This is a genomic window from Nocardioides sp. NPDC054178, from assembly GCF_055585005.1.
This window is the reverse complement of record NZ_JBVJKY010000001.1, coordinates 103,405-119,695: the sequence shown is the minus strand read 5'-3', so window position 1 is coordinate 119,695 and position 16,291 is coordinate 103,405. Positions and strand designations below refer to the sequence as shown.

The 16,291-nt window shown below is 67.3% G+C and carries 17 protein-coding genes; 9 read left to right on the top strand and 8 right to left on the bottom strand.

All coding sequences use genetic code 11. The features are described from left to right. Positions 1 to 7: 7 nt before the first annotated feature. The 3 genes from gyrB to recF form a co-directional block, all read right to left on the bottom strand. Positions 8 to 2,071 carry a DNA topoisomerase (ATP-hydrolyzing) subunit B gene (gene gyrB, locus ACZ6WN_RS00605; protein ID WP_465863505.1) on the bottom strand — a complete coding sequence of 688 codons (2,064 nt, stop codon included), beginning with the start codon at positions 2,069 to 2,071 and terminating at the stop codon, positions 8 to 10. A gap of 344 nt (positions 2,072 to 2,415) precedes the next feature. Continuing rightward, positions 2,416 to 2,988, bottom strand: a complete 573-nt coding sequence (locus ACZ6WN_RS00600) for a DciA family protein (RefSeq protein ID WP_465862017.1) — start codon at positions 2,986 to 2,988, stop codon at positions 2,416 to 2,418. Then, positions 2,981 to 4,126 (bottom strand): DNA replication/repair protein RecF, encoded by a 1,146-nt coding sequence (gene recF, locus ACZ6WN_RS00595; protein WP_465862016.1) that lies wholly within the window; start codon positions 4,124 to 4,126, stop codon positions 2,981 to 2,983. The genes ACZ6WN_RS00600 and recF overlap by 8 nt, the downstream gene beginning before the upstream one ends. Before the next feature lie 29 nt (positions 4,127 to 4,155). On the opposite strand from recF, the gene ACZ6WN_RS00590 reads away from it, so the two are divergent. Continuing rightward, positions 4,156 to 4,578, top strand: a complete 423-nt coding sequence (locus ACZ6WN_RS00590; protein WP_465862015.1) for an NINE protein — start codon at positions 4,156 to 4,158, stop codon at positions 4,576 to 4,578. A 34-nt stretch (positions 4,579 to 4,612) separates the two neighbouring features. Further along, positions 4,613 to 5,011 carry a DUF2752 domain-containing protein gene (locus ACZ6WN_RS00585; protein ID WP_465862014.1) on the top strand — a complete coding sequence of 133 codons (399 nt, stop codon included), beginning with the start codon at positions 4,613 to 4,615 and terminating at the stop codon, positions 5,009 to 5,011. A gap of 47 nt (positions 5,012 to 5,058) precedes the next feature. Here the strand turns inward: ACZ6WN_RS00585 and gnd are convergent, their stop codons facing one another. The 3 genes from gnd to dnaA form a co-directional block, all read right to left on the bottom strand. Beyond that, on the bottom strand, positions 5,059 to 5,967 hold the full coding sequence (gene gnd, locus ACZ6WN_RS00580) for a phosphogluconate dehydrogenase (NAD(+)-dependent, decarboxylating) (RefSeq protein WP_465862013.1): 909 nt from the start codon (positions 5,965 to 5,967) through the stop codon (positions 5,059 to 5,061). A gap of 41 nt (positions 5,968 to 6,008) precedes the next feature. Beyond that, positions 6,009 to 7,148, bottom strand: a complete 1,140-nt coding sequence (dnaN, locus tag ACZ6WN_RS00575; protein ID WP_465862012.1) for a DNA polymerase III subunit beta — start codon at positions 7,146 to 7,148, stop codon at positions 6,009 to 6,011. A gap of 717 nt (positions 7,149 to 7,865) precedes the next feature. Beyond that, positions 7,866 to 9,536 (bottom strand): chromosomal replication initiator protein DnaA, encoded by a 1,671-nt coding sequence (gene dnaA, locus ACZ6WN_RS00570; RefSeq protein ID WP_465862010.1) that lies wholly within the window; start codon positions 9,534 to 9,536, stop codon positions 7,866 to 7,868. A gap of 611 nt (positions 9,537 to 10,147) precedes the next feature. Here dnaA and rpmH point away from each other — a divergent pair. From rpmH to ACZ6WN_RS00545, 5 genes are read left to right on the top strand one after another with little or no spacing between them, the layout of a single operon-like run. Further along, positions 10,148 to 10,285, top strand: coding sequence for a 50S ribosomal protein L34 (gene rpmH / locus ACZ6WN_RS00565; protein WP_141778545.1), 138 nt, complete (start codon positions 10,148 to 10,150; stop codon positions 10,283 to 10,285). A 25-nt stretch (positions 10,286 to 10,310) separates the two neighbouring features. Beyond that, the gene (rnpA, locus tag ACZ6WN_RS00560; protein ID WP_465862008.1) at positions 10,311 to 10,664 is read left to right on the top strand and encodes a ribonuclease P protein component; all 354 of its coding nucleotides are present in this window, start codon (positions 10,311 to 10,313) and stop codon (positions 10,662 to 10,664) included. Next, positions 10,661 to 10,978 (top strand): membrane protein insertion efficiency factor YidD, encoded by a 318-nt coding sequence (yidD, locus tag ACZ6WN_RS00555; protein ID WP_465862007.1) that lies wholly within the window; start codon positions 10,661 to 10,663, stop codon positions 10,976 to 10,978. The genes rnpA and yidD overlap by 4 nt, the downstream gene beginning before the upstream one ends. A 4-nt stretch (positions 10,979 to 10,982) precedes the next feature. Then, positions 10,983 to 11,972, top strand: coding sequence for a membrane protein insertase YidC (gene yidC / locus ACZ6WN_RS00550; protein ID WP_465862005.1), 990 nt, complete (start codon positions 10,983 to 10,985; stop codon positions 11,970 to 11,972). An 11-nt stretch (positions 11,973 to 11,983) separates the two neighbouring features. Next, a complete protein-coding gene (locus tag ACZ6WN_RS00545) occupies positions 11,984 to 12,490 on the top strand; it encodes a Jag family protein (protein WP_465862004.1) in 507 nt (168 codons plus the stop codon). A gap of 88 nt (positions 12,491 to 12,578) precedes the next feature. On the opposite strand, the gene ACZ6WN_RS00540 is transcribed toward ACZ6WN_RS00545, so the two are convergent. After that, positions 12,579 to 13,334: a L,D-transpeptidase family protein gene (locus ACZ6WN_RS00540; RefSeq protein WP_465862003.1), complete on the bottom strand. Its 756-nt coding sequence runs from the start codon at positions 13,332 to 13,334 to the stop codon at positions 12,579 to 12,581. A 658-nt stretch (positions 13,335 to 13,992) separates the two neighbouring features. Further along, on the bottom strand, positions 13,993 to 14,283 hold the full coding sequence (locus ACZ6WN_RS00535; protein WP_465862002.1) for a GIY-YIG nuclease family protein: 291 nt from the start codon (positions 14,281 to 14,283) through the stop codon (positions 13,993 to 13,995). A 139-nt stretch (positions 14,284 to 14,422) separates the two neighbouring features. On the opposite strand from ACZ6WN_RS00535, the gene rsmG reads away from it, so the two are divergent. Beyond that, complete coding sequence (gene rsmG, locus ACZ6WN_RS00530) at positions 14,423 to 15,166, top strand: 16S rRNA (guanine(527)-N(7))-methyltransferase RsmG (protein ID WP_465862001.1); 744 nt, start codon at positions 14,423 to 14,425, stop codon at positions 15,164 to 15,166. 89 nt (positions 15,167 to 15,255) lie between these two features. Then, complete coding sequence (locus tag ACZ6WN_RS00525) at positions 15,256 to 16,248, top strand: ParA family protein (RefSeq protein ID WP_465862000.1); 993 nt, start codon at positions 15,256 to 15,258, stop codon at positions 16,246 to 16,248. Positions 16,249 to 16,291: the final 43 nt, after the last annotated feature.

Sequence of the window (16,291 nt, the reverse complement as noted above, 5' to 3'; positions counted from 1 at the left end):
GCGAGACTCAGATGTCGAGGAATCGGACGTCCTTGGCGTTGCGCTGGATGAAGGAGCGTCGCTCGGCGACGTCCTCACCCATGAGGATGGAGAAGATCTCGTCGGCGTGGGCGGCGTCCTCGAGGGTGACCTGCAGCAGCAGCCGCTGCGAGGGGTCCATCGTGGTCTCCCACAGCTCGTCGGCGTTCATCTCGCCCAGACCCTTGTAGCGCTGGACCGGGTTCTCCTTGGGCAGCTTCTTGCCCTGCTCGAGGCCGTCACGCATGAGGGCGTCACGCTCGGCGTCGGAGTAGACGAACTCGTGCTCGGCCGGCTTGTTCCAGCGCAGGCGGTAGAGCGGCGGCTGGGCGAGGTAGACGTAGCCCTGCTCGATCAGCGGCTTCATGAACCGGAACAGCAGCGTCAGCAGCAGGGTGTTGATGTGGTGACCGTCGACGTCGGCGTCGGCCATCATCACGATCTTGTGGTAGCGCAGCCGGTTGATGTCGAAGTCGTCGTGCACGCCGGTGCCCAGCGCGGAGATGATCGACTGGACCTCCTGGTTGGCCAGCACCTTGTCGATCCGGGCCTTCTCGACGTTGAGGATCTTGCCTCGGATCGGGAGGATCGCCTGGATCCGCGGGTCGCGGCCGGACTTGGCCGAGCCACCCGCGGAGTCACCCTCGACGATGAAGATCTCGCACTCTTCGGGGTTGGTCGACTGGCAGTCGGCGAGCTTGCCGGGCAGGCCGCCACCGCCGCCGATGCCCTTGCGGTTGCGGGCCAGGTCGCGGGCCTTGCGGGCCGCGATCCGGGCCGAGGCCGCGGCCATCGACTTGCGGATGACCTCCTTGCCCTCGGCCGGGTTCTGCTCCAGCCAGGCGCCGAGCTGGTCGTTGACGGCGCCCTGCACGAAGCCCTTGACCTCGGTGTTGCCGAGCTTGTCCTTGGTCTGACCCTCGAACTGCGGCTCGCTGATCTTCACCGAGATGATCGCGGTGAGACCCTCACGGATGTCGTCACCGGTGAGCCGGTCCTCCTTCTTCTTGATCAGACCCCACTCCTCGCCCCAGCGGTTGACCAGGGTGGTGAGCGCGGCGCGGAATCCCTCTTCGTGGGTGCCGCCGCCGGGGGTGTTGACCGTGTTGGCGAAGGTGTGGACCGACTCGTTGTAGGAGGACGCCTGCCACTGCATGGCGATCTCGACGCTCATCGGGTTGGGCGCCTTCTCGTCGGTCTCGGTCTCGAAGGCGATGATGCTGGAGACCGGGGACTTGCGCTTGTTGAGGTGGTCGACGTAGTCGGCCAGACCGCGCTCGTAGTAGAAGGACTGCTCCAGCACCCGCTCGCCGTTGCCGGAGCTGTGCAGCTCGTCGGCGCTGTCGGCGTCGGACTCGATCGTGCCGTCCTCGACGGCCTCGGCGATGGCGGAGGCCTCCGGACGCTCGTCACGCAGCTCGATGCGCAGGCCCTTGTTGAGGAACGCGGTCTCGCGGAAGTGGCTCGAGATGGTCTCGAGGTTGTAGTCGGTCGACTCGAAGATGTCGCTCGAGGCGAGCCAGGAGATCGTGGTGCCGGTGCGCTCGCCCTCCTCGAGCTCGCGCACCTCGCGCAGGTCGTAGTCGGGTACGCCGCGGGTGAACTCCTGCTCCCACAGCCGGCCCCGGTTCTTGATCTCCATGTGGAGCTTGGTCGAGAGCGCGTTCACCACGGAGGAGCCGACGCCGTGCAGACCGCCGGAGACCTTGTAGCCGCCACCACCGAACTTGCCGCCGGCGTGCAGCACGGTCAGCGCCAGGGTCGCAGCGGGGATCTCCTGGCCGGCCGCGGTGTCGGTCGGGATGCCTCGGCCGTTGTCGGCGACGCTCACCCAGCCGTCCTCGCGCAGCGTCACCTTGATGGTGTCGCAGTAGCCGGCGAGCGCCTCGTCGACCGCGTTGTCCACGATCTCCCAGATCAGGTGGTGCAGGCCGCGGGAGCCCGTCGAGCCGATGTACATACCCGGTCGTTTGCGGACCGCTTCGAGCCCTTCGAGGACCTGAATGGCAGACGCGTCGTATTCGACTCCGTCTGTGGTCTTGTCGTCCGGCATAGGAGTCGTCTGGTCGGCAGCGGTCACCGGTGCGATCCACCTGTCATTTCGGTCCGGATTCGGACGTGGTGTCGGTCGGGCATGCAACGGGCCGACCAGCGCCGGGGAAGTAAAACCTAGGACGATCGACCCAACCTCTATGTTACCCCGTAGAACCCCGGATTCCACGCATGCGGCCTTTCCTGAGGGGCAACTGTGACCGAAATAGCCGTCTGTACGTCTCCTGACGGCATCTCTGCGCTCCCAGCAGGGGGCTCGGTGAGTCCCTATACATCCGGAGGGCGTCCAGAGCGGCAGATCGCGGCTCACGCACCGAGCCTCGAACACATGTTCACGACCCGCTCTCAGCCGTAGGTGTCGCGCGGTCCGCGGCCGTCGCGTACGCCTCGGGGACCCTTCTTCCACGAGGGCAGATGCGGGCCGAGCACCTCGATGACGAGGACGGTGCCGTGGCCCAGCTCCTCGTTGAGACGCTTCACCAGGTTGGGCGCCAGCAGCTTGAGCTGGGTGGCCCAGGCGGTGGAGTCGGTGCGTACGGACAGCTTGCCGTCAGCGTAGGACTCCGGGGTGGTGTGGTCGGCGATCTCCTCGCCGACGATGTCCGGCCAGCGGGCCATCACGCCGTGGACGCGCAGCGAGGTGTCCCAACCGTGGTCGTTGACCATCCGGCTCACCACCGAGTCGATGAGCTGGGGGTCGCGGTCGTCGGGCCGGGCACCGGAGACCGTGCCACGCCGGGTGGCGTTGTCCGGCGCACGCCGCTTCTTCCGCATCCCCGCCTTCGGGGCGGGCATCTTCGCGGTGGCGCGGGTCAGGGAGCGGGCGAGGTCGAGGCCGTCGGGGCGCTTCTCGGGTTCCTCCTCACCGCCTTCGGCGGTGGTCTCGACAAGCTCGACCACCGGGTCCTCGTCACTCACCGCGGGTCACCTCCCCGGCCGTGACGTGGTAGCGGGCACCGGCGAGCGCAGCGGGTACGTCCTCGGGAACCGCCGCGGTGACCAGGACCTGCTCGGCGTCGGCGACCAGCTCGGCCAGCTGGACCCGGCGCTGGCTGTCGAGCTCGGCGAAGACGTCGTCGAGGATCAGGATCGGGTCGTCGCCATCGGCTCGCAGCAGGTCGTACGCCGCCAACCGGAGCGCCAGTGCGAACGACCAGGACTCGCCGTGGCTGGCGTAGCCCTTCACCGGGAGCCGCTCGGAGCCGGCGCTGATGTGGAGGAGCAGGTCGTCGCGGTGGGGACCGACGAGGCTGATGCCGCGGTCGAGCTCGTCCTTCTGGCGGCGGGCCAGCTCCTCGAGGATCGCCTGGCGGAGCGTCTCGACGGTCGGAGTGGTCTCGACAGGCTCGACCACCGGCTTGTAGGTGATCTCGGCGTCGTCCCGGCTCGCGCCGCGGGCGACCGTCTCATAGGCCTTGCCGACGTACGGCTTCAACGCTTCGACCAGGGAGAGCCGCTGGGCGAGGATCTCGGCACCGATGCCGGCGAGGTGGTCGTCCCAGACGGCCAGGGTGGCGAGCGCACCCTCGCGAGCGGATCCGCGCGCGAGGCCGGCGGTCTTCAGCAGCGAGTTGCGCTGCTTGAGGACGCGGTCGTAGTCGCTGCGTACGCCTGCCAGGCGGGGTGCGCGCAGGATCATCAGGTCGTCGAGGAAGCGCCGCCGGTCGGAGGGGTCCCCCTTGACGAGGGTCAGGTCCTCGGGGGAGAAGACGACGGTGCGGACCAGGCCGACCAGGTCGCGCGTGCGGGGGAGCGGGCTCTTGTTGATCCGGGCCTTGTTGGCGCGGCCGGCGTTGATCTCGACCTCGAGCGTCGCGGTGCGACCGTCACGGACGACGGCGGCGCGCACGACCGCCTGCTCGGCGCCGGCCCGGACCAGCGGCGCATCCGTGGCGACCCGGTGGGACTGCAGACGGGAGAGATAGTCGATGGCCTCGACCAGGTTGGTCTTGCCCTGGCCGTTCCGCCCGACGAAAGCGGTGACGCCCGCCTCCAACGGGACCTCGACGTTCGGATAGGAGCGGAAGTCATGCAGAGAGAGGTGTGAGACGTACATCGGGTTTCCTCTCTCGTTAAGGTGCCTGCATGACCCAGTCTCCCAACCCGTACGGTCCGCCTCCAGGGCAACCCGCCCATGGAGCGCCCGGCGGGCCGTTTTACGTGTCGATGATGGGTGAGGTCTATGGGCCCTACCCCGTCGAGCAGCTCGCTCAGATGGCGGCCGCGGGCCAGATCAAGGCCGATACGCCGGCCAGCCTCGGCGCCGCGCAGCAGTGGTTTCCCGTGAAACAGATCCCGGGCGTCTTCTCGCGCAGCGAGTGGCTCGTAGCACTGCTGCTCTCGATCTTCCTGGGTACGCTGGGCGTCGACCGCTTCTATGTCGGGCAGATCGGCCTCGGCATCCTCAAGCTGGTCACCTGCGGTGGTCTCTATGTCTGGTGGATCATCGACGTCATTCTCATCGCTACCCGAAAGTTCTCCGATGCCGACGGCAGACCTCTTGCCTGAGCGGAGTCACCGCTTGCACGACCGCCTCGCGGCGGTGAGCTCCACGGAGGTCACCGCCGCCATCGGCATCGGCGGGATCGTGGTCGCCGCGCTCCTGCCCGCCGGCGGTATCGAGGACGGCCCGGTGCTCTGCCCGTTCCGCGCCCTCACCGGGCTACCCTGCCCCGGCTGCGGCCTGACCCGGTCCTGGGTCTACCTGATGCACGGCGACATCGGCTCCTCCCTGGCGAGCAACTGGTTCGGGCCGGTGCTCATCCTGGCCGTCGTCCTCCTGGCCGTGGTCTCGGTCCGCTCCCGGCTCGCCGGGAAGCGCCCGACCGACCTCGACAAGCTCGTGAAGAGCCGCGTCGTCCTCGGCCTCTTCGCGCTCTTCGTCGCCTACGGCGCCGTCCGCCTGATCCTCACCCTGACCGGAGCAATCGACCCCATCTAGGTGGTCGAGCTTGTCGAGACCACCCCCGCGCAAGCGGGTGGCTGGAATCAGGCCTCGGACTCCGAGATCACCGCGTGCCCGCCGAACCCGTTGCGCATCGCGGCGATCGCCTTCATGGCGTGGTCGTCCTCCTGCCGCGAGACGAACCGCGCGAACAGCGAGGCCGAGATGGCCGGCATCGGGACGGCGTTCTCGATCGCTGCCTCGACGGTCCAGCGACCCTCGCCGGAGTCGTCGGCGTAGCCCTTGATCTTGTCGAGGTGCTCGTCGGCACGCAGCTGGTCGACGAGCAGATCGAGCAGCCAGGAACGTACGACCGTGCCGGTGCGCCACGAGGCGAAGATCTCGGGGACGTTGTCGACGATGTCGACCTTGTCGAGGAGCTCCCAGCCCTCGGCGTAGGCCTGCATCATCGCGTACTCGATGCCGTTGTGGACCATCTTGGAGAAGTGGCCGGCCCCCGGGGTGGAACCGCAATGGACCAACCCGTCCTCGGTGCCGGTCGGCTTGAGCGCCTCGAATGCGGGCATCACCTTGGCGGCGTTCTCCTCGGAGCCGCCGTACATCAGGGCGTAGCCGTTCTGCAGACCCCAGACACCGCCGGAGACACCGCAGTCGACGAAGCCGATGCCGTTCTCGGCCAGGCTCGCGGCGTTCTTGGCGTCATCGGTGTACTTCGAGTTGCCGCCGTCGACCACGAGGTCGCCCTCGCCGAGGAGCTCCTTGAGCTCGGCGATCGTGGAACGCGTCGGGTCGCCCGCCGGGACCATCACCCAGACCACCTTGGGACTGGGGAGCGCCTCGACCAGCTCCGCGAGACTCGCCACGTCGGCGAGGTCCGGGTTGCGGTCGTATCCGACGACCGTGTGACCAGCCTCCCGCAGCCGGGTGCGCATGTTGCCACCCATCTTGCCGAGACCCACGAGTCCGATGTGCATACGAGATTTCCTATCCACGGTGGTCGAGCTTGTCGAGACCACACTACGAGCAACAGCTGTCAGGAAAGCAGGCGCCTCGGCATCAGCAGGTAGCGGAACCCCGGGTCCTCGCCGCCCTCGGCCGGCTTGCCGCTGATCACCACGGGCTTGGGAGCCTGGGTGAACGCGAGCTCGACGACCTGCTGGTCGATGGCCCCCAGCCCGTCGAGGAGGAACTGCGGGTTGAACCCGGTCGTCAGCCCCTCACCCTCCATGGTCGCCTCGATCGACTCGGAGGCCTGGGCCTCGTCGCCGGAACCCGCGTCGAGGGTGAGGACGCCGTCCTCGAAGACCATCTGGACCGCGGTGTTGCGCTCGGCGACCAGGGCGACGCGCTTGACCGACTCGATCAGTGAGGCCTTGTCGACCAGCGCGGTGGTCAGGTGCTCGGCGGGGAACAGGCTGCGCACCTTCGGGAACTCACCGTCGAGGAGGCGCGTCGTGGTGCGACGTACGCCGCCCGCGGCCGCGCCCTCGAAGCCGATGATGCCTTCGCCGGTGCCGGTGGTGGACAGCGCGAGGGTGACCTCGCTGCCGCTGGTCAGCGACTTGGCGGTGTCACCGAGGACCTTCGCCGGCACCAGGGCCGCCAGGCTCTCGTCGGGAGTCGCCGGGTTCCACTCGAGCTCGCGGTGGGAGAGCCGGAAGCGGTCGGTGGCGAGCAGCGAGATCGTGGAGCCCTCGATCTCGAGCCGCACGCCGGTCAGCACCGGGAGCATGTCGTCGCGACCGGCAGCGGTCACGGCCTGGGCGACGGCGTGGGCGAACAGCTCCGACTTCACCGTTCCGGCCGCGGTCGGCATCTCCGGCAGGGTCGGGTAGTCCTCGACCGGCATCGTCTGGAGACTGAACCGCGCGCTCCCGCAGGTGAGCGAGACGCGGGAACCGTCGGTGACCATCTCGACCGGCTTGGCCGGAAGGCTGCGGCAGATGTCGGCGAGCAGCTTGCCGGAGACCAGTGCCTTGCCCTCGTCGGCGACCTCGGCCGAGAGTGTCGCCCGCGCGGAGGTCTCGTAGTCGAATGTCGAGAGCACCAGGCCCTCGTGGCCCGCCTCGATCAGGAGACCTGAGAGCACCGGGGTGCTGGGGCGGACCGGAAGGCTGCGGGCAGCCCAGGCGACAGCATCCGCGAACACGTCGCGGTCGACGCGGAACTTCACGATGACCTGTCCTTCTTCTAACTCGACATCGGGGCGTATGAGGACATGCGCTCCGGGCTGTGCTTGAACCCTTGGGGAAGACGACACCGGTTCCGGAACGCCCCCGCGTTGACATGACCTGGAGTACGCATCCTGCCACGGACCGCCGACAACCGGTAAGCGCTCAGCTGTGTCGGGTCTGCACAGGCGCACCTGTGCACTCGCTTCGCCGAGCGGGTTGTCCCCAGGGAAGGGCGTTCGTGGAATTTCACGGAGGATCCATGGATATAAATAGTTTCGTACGTCGTAAGAGCATCTGTGGGAAATGTGGATGAGCGGCGTCTTCCCTGGTCATCCCAGGAAATGTGATTCCACAGGGGATGTGGACGCCATGCTGAAATGACGCACGTCACTGTGGGCTGTGGAGAGTTGTCGGCCCGTTCGAGTGTTTTGTGCACAGGCCATCCCCTTTTCCATCCCATTTGAACCGCCGGTTCTCCACAGGTTCCACCCAGGCTGTGGGCTGTGGACAACCTGGGAAATCTCGGCCTGTGGGTTTTGGAAATCTCAAAACGCGAACAGCCCACCACGAGGACGACGCGCCTGAGGGCCTGGCGGGAGGACGCAAAAGACCGGTGGTCGAGCCTGTCGAGACCACCCCGTGAGCCACGGTCGGGCGGTCTCGGCAAGCTCGACCACCGGTGGTGGGGTCGCTGCCGCGTACGTTCTTGTTCGGCTCTAGGCCTGACGCGCCTGCATCTTGACGCGGTTGGTGAGCTCGGAGACCTGGTTGAAGACGGCCCGGCGCTCGGCGAGCAGCTGGTTGATCTTGCGCTCGGCGTACATGACGGTGGTGTGGTCGCGGCCGCCGAAGTGCTTGCCGATCTTGGGCAGGGAGTCCTCGGTGAGCTCGCGACACAGATACATGGCGATCTGGCGGGCCATGACGAGGTGGCGCCCACGCGAGGGTCCGGTGAGCTCGTCGATCGACAGCCCGAAGTAGGCGGCGGTCTGGGCGATGATGAGGCCGGCGGTGATCTCGGGCTCGCCGCCCTCGGGGATCAGGTCCTTGAGGACGATCTCGGCCAGCGTCAGGTCGACGTCCTGGCGGTTGAGGTTGGCGAAGGCCGTCACCCGGATCAGGGCACCCTCGAGCTCACGGATGTTGGTCTGGATCTTGCTCGCGATGAACTCGAGCACGTCCGGCGGCGCGGTGAGCCGCTCCATGGCGGCCTTCTTCCGAAGGATCGCGATGCGGGTCTCGATGTCGGGCGGCTGGACGTCGGTGATCAGACCCCACTCGAACCGGTTGCGCAGTCGGTCCTCCAGCGCCTCGAGCCGCTTGGGCGGACGGTCGGAGGTGAGCACGATCTGCTTGTTGGCGTTGTGGAGCGTGTTGAAGGTGTGGAAGAACTCCTCCTGCGTCTGAGTCTTCCCCTCCAGGAACTGGATGTCGTCGATCAGCAGGACGTCGACATCGCGGTAGCGCCGCTTGAACCGGTCCTGCCGGTCGTCGCGGATCGCGTTGATGAACTCGTTGGTGAACTCCTCCGAGCTGACGTAGCGCACCTTCGCCCCGGAGTAGAGGCTCCGCACGTAGTGGCCGATCGCGTGCAGCAGGTGGGTCTTGCCCAGGCCGGACTCGCCGTAGACGAGCAGCGGGTTGTACGCCTTGCCGGGCGCCTCGCTGACCGCGACCGCGGCCGCGTGCGGGAACCGGTTGGAGGACCCGATGACGAACGTCTCGAAGGTGTACTTCGGGTTCAGGCGGGTCTCGAGGACGTTGTGGCTCGGCTCGCTCGGCCGTGTGGGCGGACCCGGGACGAGGGGACGCGGCGGGACCGGCTCCTCGACGGGAGCCACCGGAGGCGCCGGGGGATTTGTCGACATGTCGCCATACCCGGGGCGTACGTCGTCATGCGCCGCGGGCGGCGCCGGCTGCTGAGCGGGAGGCGGAGCGATGGGAGCCTGCGGGGCCGCGTACGCCGCGGGAGCACCCGGCTCGTCGTGCGGCGCGGTCGCCGGCGGGACGCCGGGGATCAGTCCGGGCGAGTTGGGCGGGTAGACCGACTGGTGCGGGAACGCCGACTGGTGCGGGAAGGCCGACTGCTGTTGCAGGGCAGCAGCGGCGGCCGCGTCCGCGGCGGCGATCTCCCGTTCGGAGATCATGATCGCCTGGGTGTCGGGATCCGGTGTCACGTCGAGATCGGGGTTCACGGTGACCGCGATGCGGATCTCGCGCTGGAAGATCTCGCCCAGCGACCGCTCCAGGGAGCCACGCAGGCGGCCCTCGATCTGGTTGCGGGTGAAGTCGTTGGGGACCTCGACGATCGCGGTCGACCCGTGCAGGGTGAGCGGCTCGCTGTCCCGGAGCCAGGCCCGCTGGTTCGGGGGGAGCTCGGCGACCACCTTCGTCCATGCGGACTGGAGATCTGGCTGTGGTTCTGGCGCTAGGCCGGAGTGCTCCACAGGTTCCTGCCTTCCCTGATGGCTCGGGTGGGTGGTCGTGTATTGATGCAGCCTGGACTGATGCAGCGGTCTGGTCTACATCCTCCACAGACTTTTCCACAAGCTGTGGAGCATCCCCGAATGTAGGCATCGGAGATCAACCGAGACACGTCGCCGCTCTCGAGAATCCGACCGTTTCGGCAGGTCAGGTGGGAAATCTAGTTCCCAGCGTGGCATCCCCCCGAATGCGGCCGATGCTCCTGACGATGTGCAGGGAAACCTCGGTAGAGGACGAAGTTACCGGCTGGCGAGGGTCACGGGCAACCCGTCCTCCACAGGTTGGGGGCGAATCACAGAGGTGTGATAGGGCGTGAGTTTGACCGTGGTTTCGCGATCCACGTACCGTTGCTAGGTCGCCCGGAATCTACGGGTGCCGCATGTCCACGCCTTGGTCGCCGAGGCGCGGACGGGCGGTGCTTGTTGAAACGGCCCACCTGGAACCACCGAGGGCGACCCCCCCCTGATGACCCGCCGGTGAGCAGCCGGCCACCACACAACTAAGGAAGCACCCCGTGAGCAAGCGTACTTACCAGCCGAACAACCGCCGCCGTCACAAGACGCACGGTTTCCGCCTGCGCATGCGCACCCGTGCCGGCCGTGCCATCCTCGCGACGCGCCGCCGCAAGGGTCGCAAGAGCCTGACCGTCTGAGGCCGCGGCCTCAGCCACCACGCGCGTGTTGCCGCGGCGCCACCGACTGATCGATTCGTCGGGCTTCAAGGAAGCAGTACGACGGGGCAAGCGCGCGGGCTCGAAGAGCCTGGTGGTCCACCTGCTCGTCCCCGGCACCGGCACGGATGCCGACCGGGAGACCGAGCCGCAGGTGGGCTTCGTGGTGAGCAAGGCCGTAGGTCCGGCCGTCGTCCGGAATCGTGTGAAGCGCAGACTGCGTCATCAGGCCCGGGAGTCCCTGAGCGGACTCCCGGGCTCTGCTGTGCTTGTGGTCCGTGCACTTCCCGCTGCTGCCGACGCCGACTACGACGCCCTGGGCGCCGATCTGCGGCGCTGCCTGGAGCGAGTGCTCCGATGAGGGCGCTGGTGCGTGGAGTGAACGCCGCGGTGGCGTACGTCTTGATCGGACTGCTTCACGTGTGGCGGACTCTCATCAGCCCGCTCTACGGCGACGTGTGTCGCTACTACCCGTCGTGCTCGGCGTACGGGCTCGAGGCTGTCAGGACGCACGGCCCCTGGCGCGGGAGCTGGCTGACGGCGCGCCGTCTGGCCCGCTGCGTCCCCTGGGCGAAGACCCGGGGCTTCGATCCCGTACCCACCCCGCAGAAAATGCGAAGAGACCCTGAAGACCTTGTCCGTGTAAGTGCGGACTCCCCAAACCGAGGAGCCTGATTCCGTGGGAGCCATAGGCGATCTGTTCGGATGGATCGCAACACCGCTGTATTACGCCATCTCGGGCATCCTGCTCGTATGGCAGAAGGCGTTCTCGTACGTCATTCCGTCTGAAGGTTGGCAGTGGGCCCTGGCCATCGTCGGCCTGACCGTGACCATCCGCGCGATGCTGATCCCGCTGTTCGTCAAGCAGATCAACTCCAGCCGGAACATGCAGCTGCTGCAGCCGAAGGTGAAGGAGCTGCAGAAGAAGTACGGTCACGACCGCGAGAAGCTCGCCAACGAGACCATGAAGCTCTACAAGGACTCGGGCACCAACCCGTTCGCGTCCTGCCTGCCGCTGCTGCTGCAGATGCCGATCTTCTTCGTGCTGTTCCGCATGCTCGAGCACGCCTCGGACGGTATCGGCAAGGGATTCCTGAGCGACGAGGCCGCGCACGAGTTCGCGACGTCGACCTGGCTCGGCTCGCTGCTGTCGGACCAGTTCACGACGGCCGACCACATGAGCACGTACTTCCTGACCGGGTTCCTGGTCGTGGCAATGATCGCCACCACCTTCCTCACGCAGCGTCAGCTGATGTCGAAGAACATGCCGGCCGACGCCATGACCGGTCAGTACGCCCAGCAGCAGAAGCTGCTGCTCTACGTGCTGCCCGTCGTGTTCGCCGTCGGTGGTATCGCCTTCCCGGTCGGAACGATCCTCTACTGGACCTCCTCCAACCTGTGGACGATGGGCCAGCAGTTCTACGTGATCCGCAACAACCCCGCACCGGGGACGCCGGCGTTCGACGCCAAGCAGGAGCGCGACCGGGAGAAGCGCCGTAAGAAGGGCCAGCCCGAGGCGGAGATCGACATCGCCGAGGCCAACGAGGCGGCGGCCGAGAAGCGTCCGGCGCAGCGCACCCAGCCCAAGAGCCAGACCAGGAGCCAGCGGAAGAAGGCCGGCACGAGCGCCGGTCGCTCCACGACCCAGAAGGACGGGGGAACCAAGTGACGACTCAGGATGTGAGCGAGACCGTGACTGAGACTGTGGAGGAGGTCAGCGACGAGACGCGCCTCAAGCAGCTCGAGCAGGAAGGTGACATCGCGGCGGACTACCTCGAGGAGCTGCTCGACATCGCCGATCTCGACGGGGACCTCGACATGGACGTCGAGGGCGACCGTGCAGCCGTCTCGATCGTCGGGGGCGACCTGCAGCAGCTGGTCGGCCGCCACGGCGAGGTCCTGGACGCGCTCCAGGAGCTGACCCGGCTCGCCGTCTACCGCGAGACCGGCGAGCGGTCCCGCCTGATGCTCGACGTCGGTGGTTACCGTGCCGACCGTCGCTCGACGCTCATGGCGCTCGCCGAGGAGACCGTCGCGAAGGTCAAGGAGTCCGGTGCCCCGGTCTCGCTGAAGCCGATGTCGCCCTTCGAGCGGAAGGTCGTCCACGACGCCGTCGCCGCCGCCGGGCTCACCTCGGAGTCCTCCGGTGTCGAGCCGCGGCGTTACGTGGTCGTCCTGCCTGAGTGACGCTGAGACAAAGAGAATCGCCCCTCGTGCCGTGTGGCACGAGGGGCGATCTCTTTGTGTGGCCGTTTCACGTGGAACGGCGCCAGGGCTAGGACCAGTAGACGACGACCCGGTCACCGACGCGGATCTGGTCGAAGACCCACGCGATCGACGACTTGTTGCGTACGTTCACGCAGCCGTGGGAGCAGCCGTTGTAGCCGCGGGCGGCGAAGTCGGACGAGTAGTGCACCGCCTGGCCGCCGTTGAAGAACATCGCGTACGGCATCGGCGTGTGGTAGATCGAGGAGACGTGGTTGCGGCTCTTCCGGTAGACCTTGAACGCGCCCTCGCGGGTCTTGGTGTCGGAGCAGCCGAAGCGGGCGTCCATCGCCCGGACGATCTTGCCGGCGCGTACGTAGCGCATCCGGCGGTCGGTCTTGTCGACGCAGAGCACGCGGCCGGTGAGGCAGCGACGGTCGAGGTTGTAGAGCGCCGCGTCGGTCGGCGTGCTCGTCAGTGAGCGGAGCCGGTCGAGGGTGCGCTGGTTGACCTTGCCGGTGACGGTCAGACGCTGGTTGCGCTGGAAGACCTTCACCGCGCCGGTCGTCTTCGAACCGTAGTTGCCGGTGACCCGACCGCTGTAGATGCGCCGCTCCTTGAGGCGGGCCTGGATCCTGCGCACCCCGATCCCGGTCGAGCCCTGCTGATAGAGCGCCTTGTACGCCGTGTGCAGACCGATCTGCCCGACGGAGGCCGACGGCGCGCTGGCCTGGGCGCTGCTCGGCGCCGCGATCGAGCCCAGGGAGAATCCCAGGGCGAGGATGGTGGTGAGGAAGATCGCCACCGGGGTTCTACGGACGTTCACATCAGCTCCGTGGGTCATGGATGGTGGCCCGGTCGCACGGGCTCCTGGAGTCGCACCCCGAGTGCGACCTGTTACGACTAAGACGTTCGAGCAGCGTGCGCGGTTGCATCAGATTCGCGAGGCTGCTCGCGGACTTTAGCGCACCCGACGCCCCCACGACGCCTTTCAGAACCCTTCCGCGGATTCGTTGGGCCGACGTTCTTCCACGCGTCTCCAGCTGGGTGTGTTTCACGTGAAACTGTCGACATCAGGGCGCGTGGGAAGGTGACTTCGGTGGTCTCGACAAGCTCGACCACCAACCCTGCCGAGACGACGTGGGCGGTCGGTCATCGAGCTTGCCGAGATGACGTACGTGGGGTGCCGGAGTGGTGGTCTCGACAAGCTCGACCACCGGGGTCGGCCACCAACCCCGCCGACACGACGTGCGGGATTGGTCATCGAGCTTGTCGAGATGACCGTAGGCGCGACAGCGGGTCTCGTGGTCTCGACAGGCTCGACCACCGGGGTCGGCCACCAACCCCGCCGACACGACGTGCGGGATTGGTCATCGAGCTTGTCGAGATGACCTCGGGTGGGGCCGCGGGTCTCGTGGTCTCGACAGGCTCGACCACCGGGTGGGTCATCGAGCTTGTCGAGATGACCCTTGCTGCCGAGAGGGTCAGGGGTGGGGGGTCGTCGAGGTGTTGGCCAGGCGGGGGAGTTCGCCGGGCTTGCCTCTGACGAGCGCCAGTCGCTTGGCCCGGCTCCAGTTCTGGATCTGTTTCTCCCGCAAGAAGGCGTGCTCCACGTCGTCGTACTGCTCGTACCAGACCAGCTCCACAGGCAGTCGATGGCGGGTGTACTCCGAGCCGAGGCCGACGCGATGCTCGGATAAGCGGCGCTCGAGGTCTGTCGTGCTCCCGACGTAGAGCGTTCGGTCGGCGCAGAGAAGCATGTAGGTGTAAGCCATGTCCTCATCATGAGCGGGACCACCGACAGTCCGGAGGTCGAGCTTGTCGAGACCTCTGCACCAAAGGTGCTCTCGACAGGCTCGGCCACCGGGGCATGGGGAGTTCTTGGTTGTGCGTTTCACGTGAAACAGTTTGTGTGTGAGCGAGGAACGTGGGGACGTGGGTGGTCTGGGCGGGCTCGACCCTCGGGCGGAGAAGGTCTTTCCGACTGATCGGTTGGAGCTCGCGGAAAGGTACGCCGCCTGGCTCGCCGACGCGGGAGTGGTGCGCGGGCTGATCGGGCCACGGGAGGTTCCGCGGCTGTGGGATCGGCACATCCTCAACTGCGCCGTGCTGGGGGAGGTGATCCCCGAGGGAGTTGCGGTGGCGGACATCGGGTCGGGCGCGGGACTCCCTGGTCTGGTTCTCGCGATCGCCCGTCCGGATCTGCAGATCACGCTGATCGAGCCGCTGCTGCGGCGTACGACCTTTCTCGAGGAGGTCGCCGAGGATCTCGGGCTCGAGAACGTTACGGTGCTGCGGGGGAGGGCGGATGCCTTCCACGGCGAGCTCGGGTTCGACGTCGTGACCTCACGAGCCGTCGCCGGCCTGGGCAAGCTGCTCGACTGGTCGATGCCGTTGGTCGTTCCCACCGGCGCGCTCGTCGCGATGAAGGGGTCGAGCATCGAGGCGGAGATCGACGAGGCCGACGCGGCGCTGAAGAAGTGGGGATGCGCGCCGCCGACGGTCTCGGAGCTCGGTGTAGGCGTTTTGGAGACGACAACTGTCGCGGTTCGGGTGGTTTGGTCGGATCCCGCACGGGTAGATTGGCCGCCGGTCCCGAAGGGCGGCGGCCAGAAGGGGCCCAAGGGCGGGTCCCGCAAGAAGAGCCGCCGCCGCTGAAGGTGGTCGAGCTTGTCGAGACCACGAGCTTTCGGGCGTGAGACGTCATCTCGACAAGCTCGATGACCGAACGATGAGGATGAGGAAACATGCCGTACGACGACGAGAGCGCACAGAACGCCGTTTCACGTGAAACCGACGAACCGGTGTCGATCAGGCTCCGTACGGCCGGGGACATCGCGTCCTTCGAGAACGACTTCGCCACGGAGGCGACGCCGCTGGCAGCCGCTGCCGAGCACACGCTCCTGGCGCGTGGCGCGGCGAGCAACCGGCCGCCGCTGCCGCGCCCGGCGAGCACCCGGGTGATCGTCTCCGCGAATCAGAAGGGTGGCGTCGGCAAGACCACCTCGACGGTGAACATAGCCGCGGCGCTCGCTCAGCTCGGTCAGAAGGTGCTGGTCATCGACCTCGACCCGCAGGGCAACGCCTGCACCGCGTTCGACGTCGACCACTTCCAGGGCACACCGGGCACGTACGAGGTCCTGGTCGAGGGGGCCACTCTCGAGGACGTCGTCGTGCCGGTCCCGAAGCTCGAGGGCCTCGAGCTGGTGCCGGCGACCATCGACCTGGCCGGCGCCGAGGTCGAGCTCGTCGAGGAGGACGGACGTGAGCAGCGCCTGAAGCAGGCGCTGGCCAAGTCCCCCCGAGTCGGTGACGCGGAGGACCGGTGGGACTACGTCCTGATCGACTGCCCGCCGTCGCTGGGCCTGCTCACGGTCAACGCGCTCGTCGCGAGCACCGAGGTCATGATCCCGATCCAGGCGGAGTACTACGCGCTGGAGGGTCTGGGCCAGCTCCTCAAGACGGTCGAGATGGTGCGCGCCGCGCTCAACCCGACGCTCAGGGTCTCCTCGATGCTGATCACGATGTACGACGCCCGCACCCGCCTCGCGTCGCAGGTCGCCGAGGAGGTGCGTGAGCACTTCGGCGACACGGTCATGCGCACCTTCATCCCCCGCGCCGTGCGCGTGTCCGAGGCGCCCTCGTTCGGCCAGACGGTGATGACGTACGACCCCGGCTCGCCGGGTGCGCTGAGCTATCTCGAGGCCGCCAAGGAGCTTGCCAAACAGGGCGAGCACTGAGGTGATCGAGCCTGTCGAGACCACTCACGAACCGGGCAGAACA

What these genes read in the sequence shown, in the direction of transcription:
- ACZ6WN_RS00590 (WP_465862015.1), top strand. Translation starts at nt 4,156, where the DNA reads ATGACCCAGTCTCCCAACCCGTACGGTCCGCCTCCAGGGCAACCCGCC.
- yidD (WP_465862007.1), top strand. Translation starts at nt 10,661, where the DNA reads ATGAGGGCGCTGGTGCGTGGAGTGAACGCCGCGGTGGCGTACGTCTTG.
- gyrB (WP_465863505.1), bottom strand. Translation starts at nt 2,071, where the DNA reads ATGCCGGACGACAAGACCACAGACGGAGTCGAATACGACGCGTCTGCC.
- ACZ6WN_RS00535 (WP_465862002.1), bottom strand. Translation starts at nt 14,283, where the DNA reads ATGGCTTACACCTACATGCTTCTCTGCGCCGACCGAACGCTCTACGTC.
- recF (WP_465862016.1), bottom strand. Translation starts at nt 4,126, where the DNA reads ATGTACGTCTCACACCTCTCTCTGCATGACTTCCGCTCCTATCCGAAC.
- ACZ6WN_RS00525 (WP_465862000.1), top strand. Translation starts at nt 15,256, where the DNA reads ATGCCGTACGACGACGAGAGCGCACAGAACGCCGTTTCACGTGAAACC.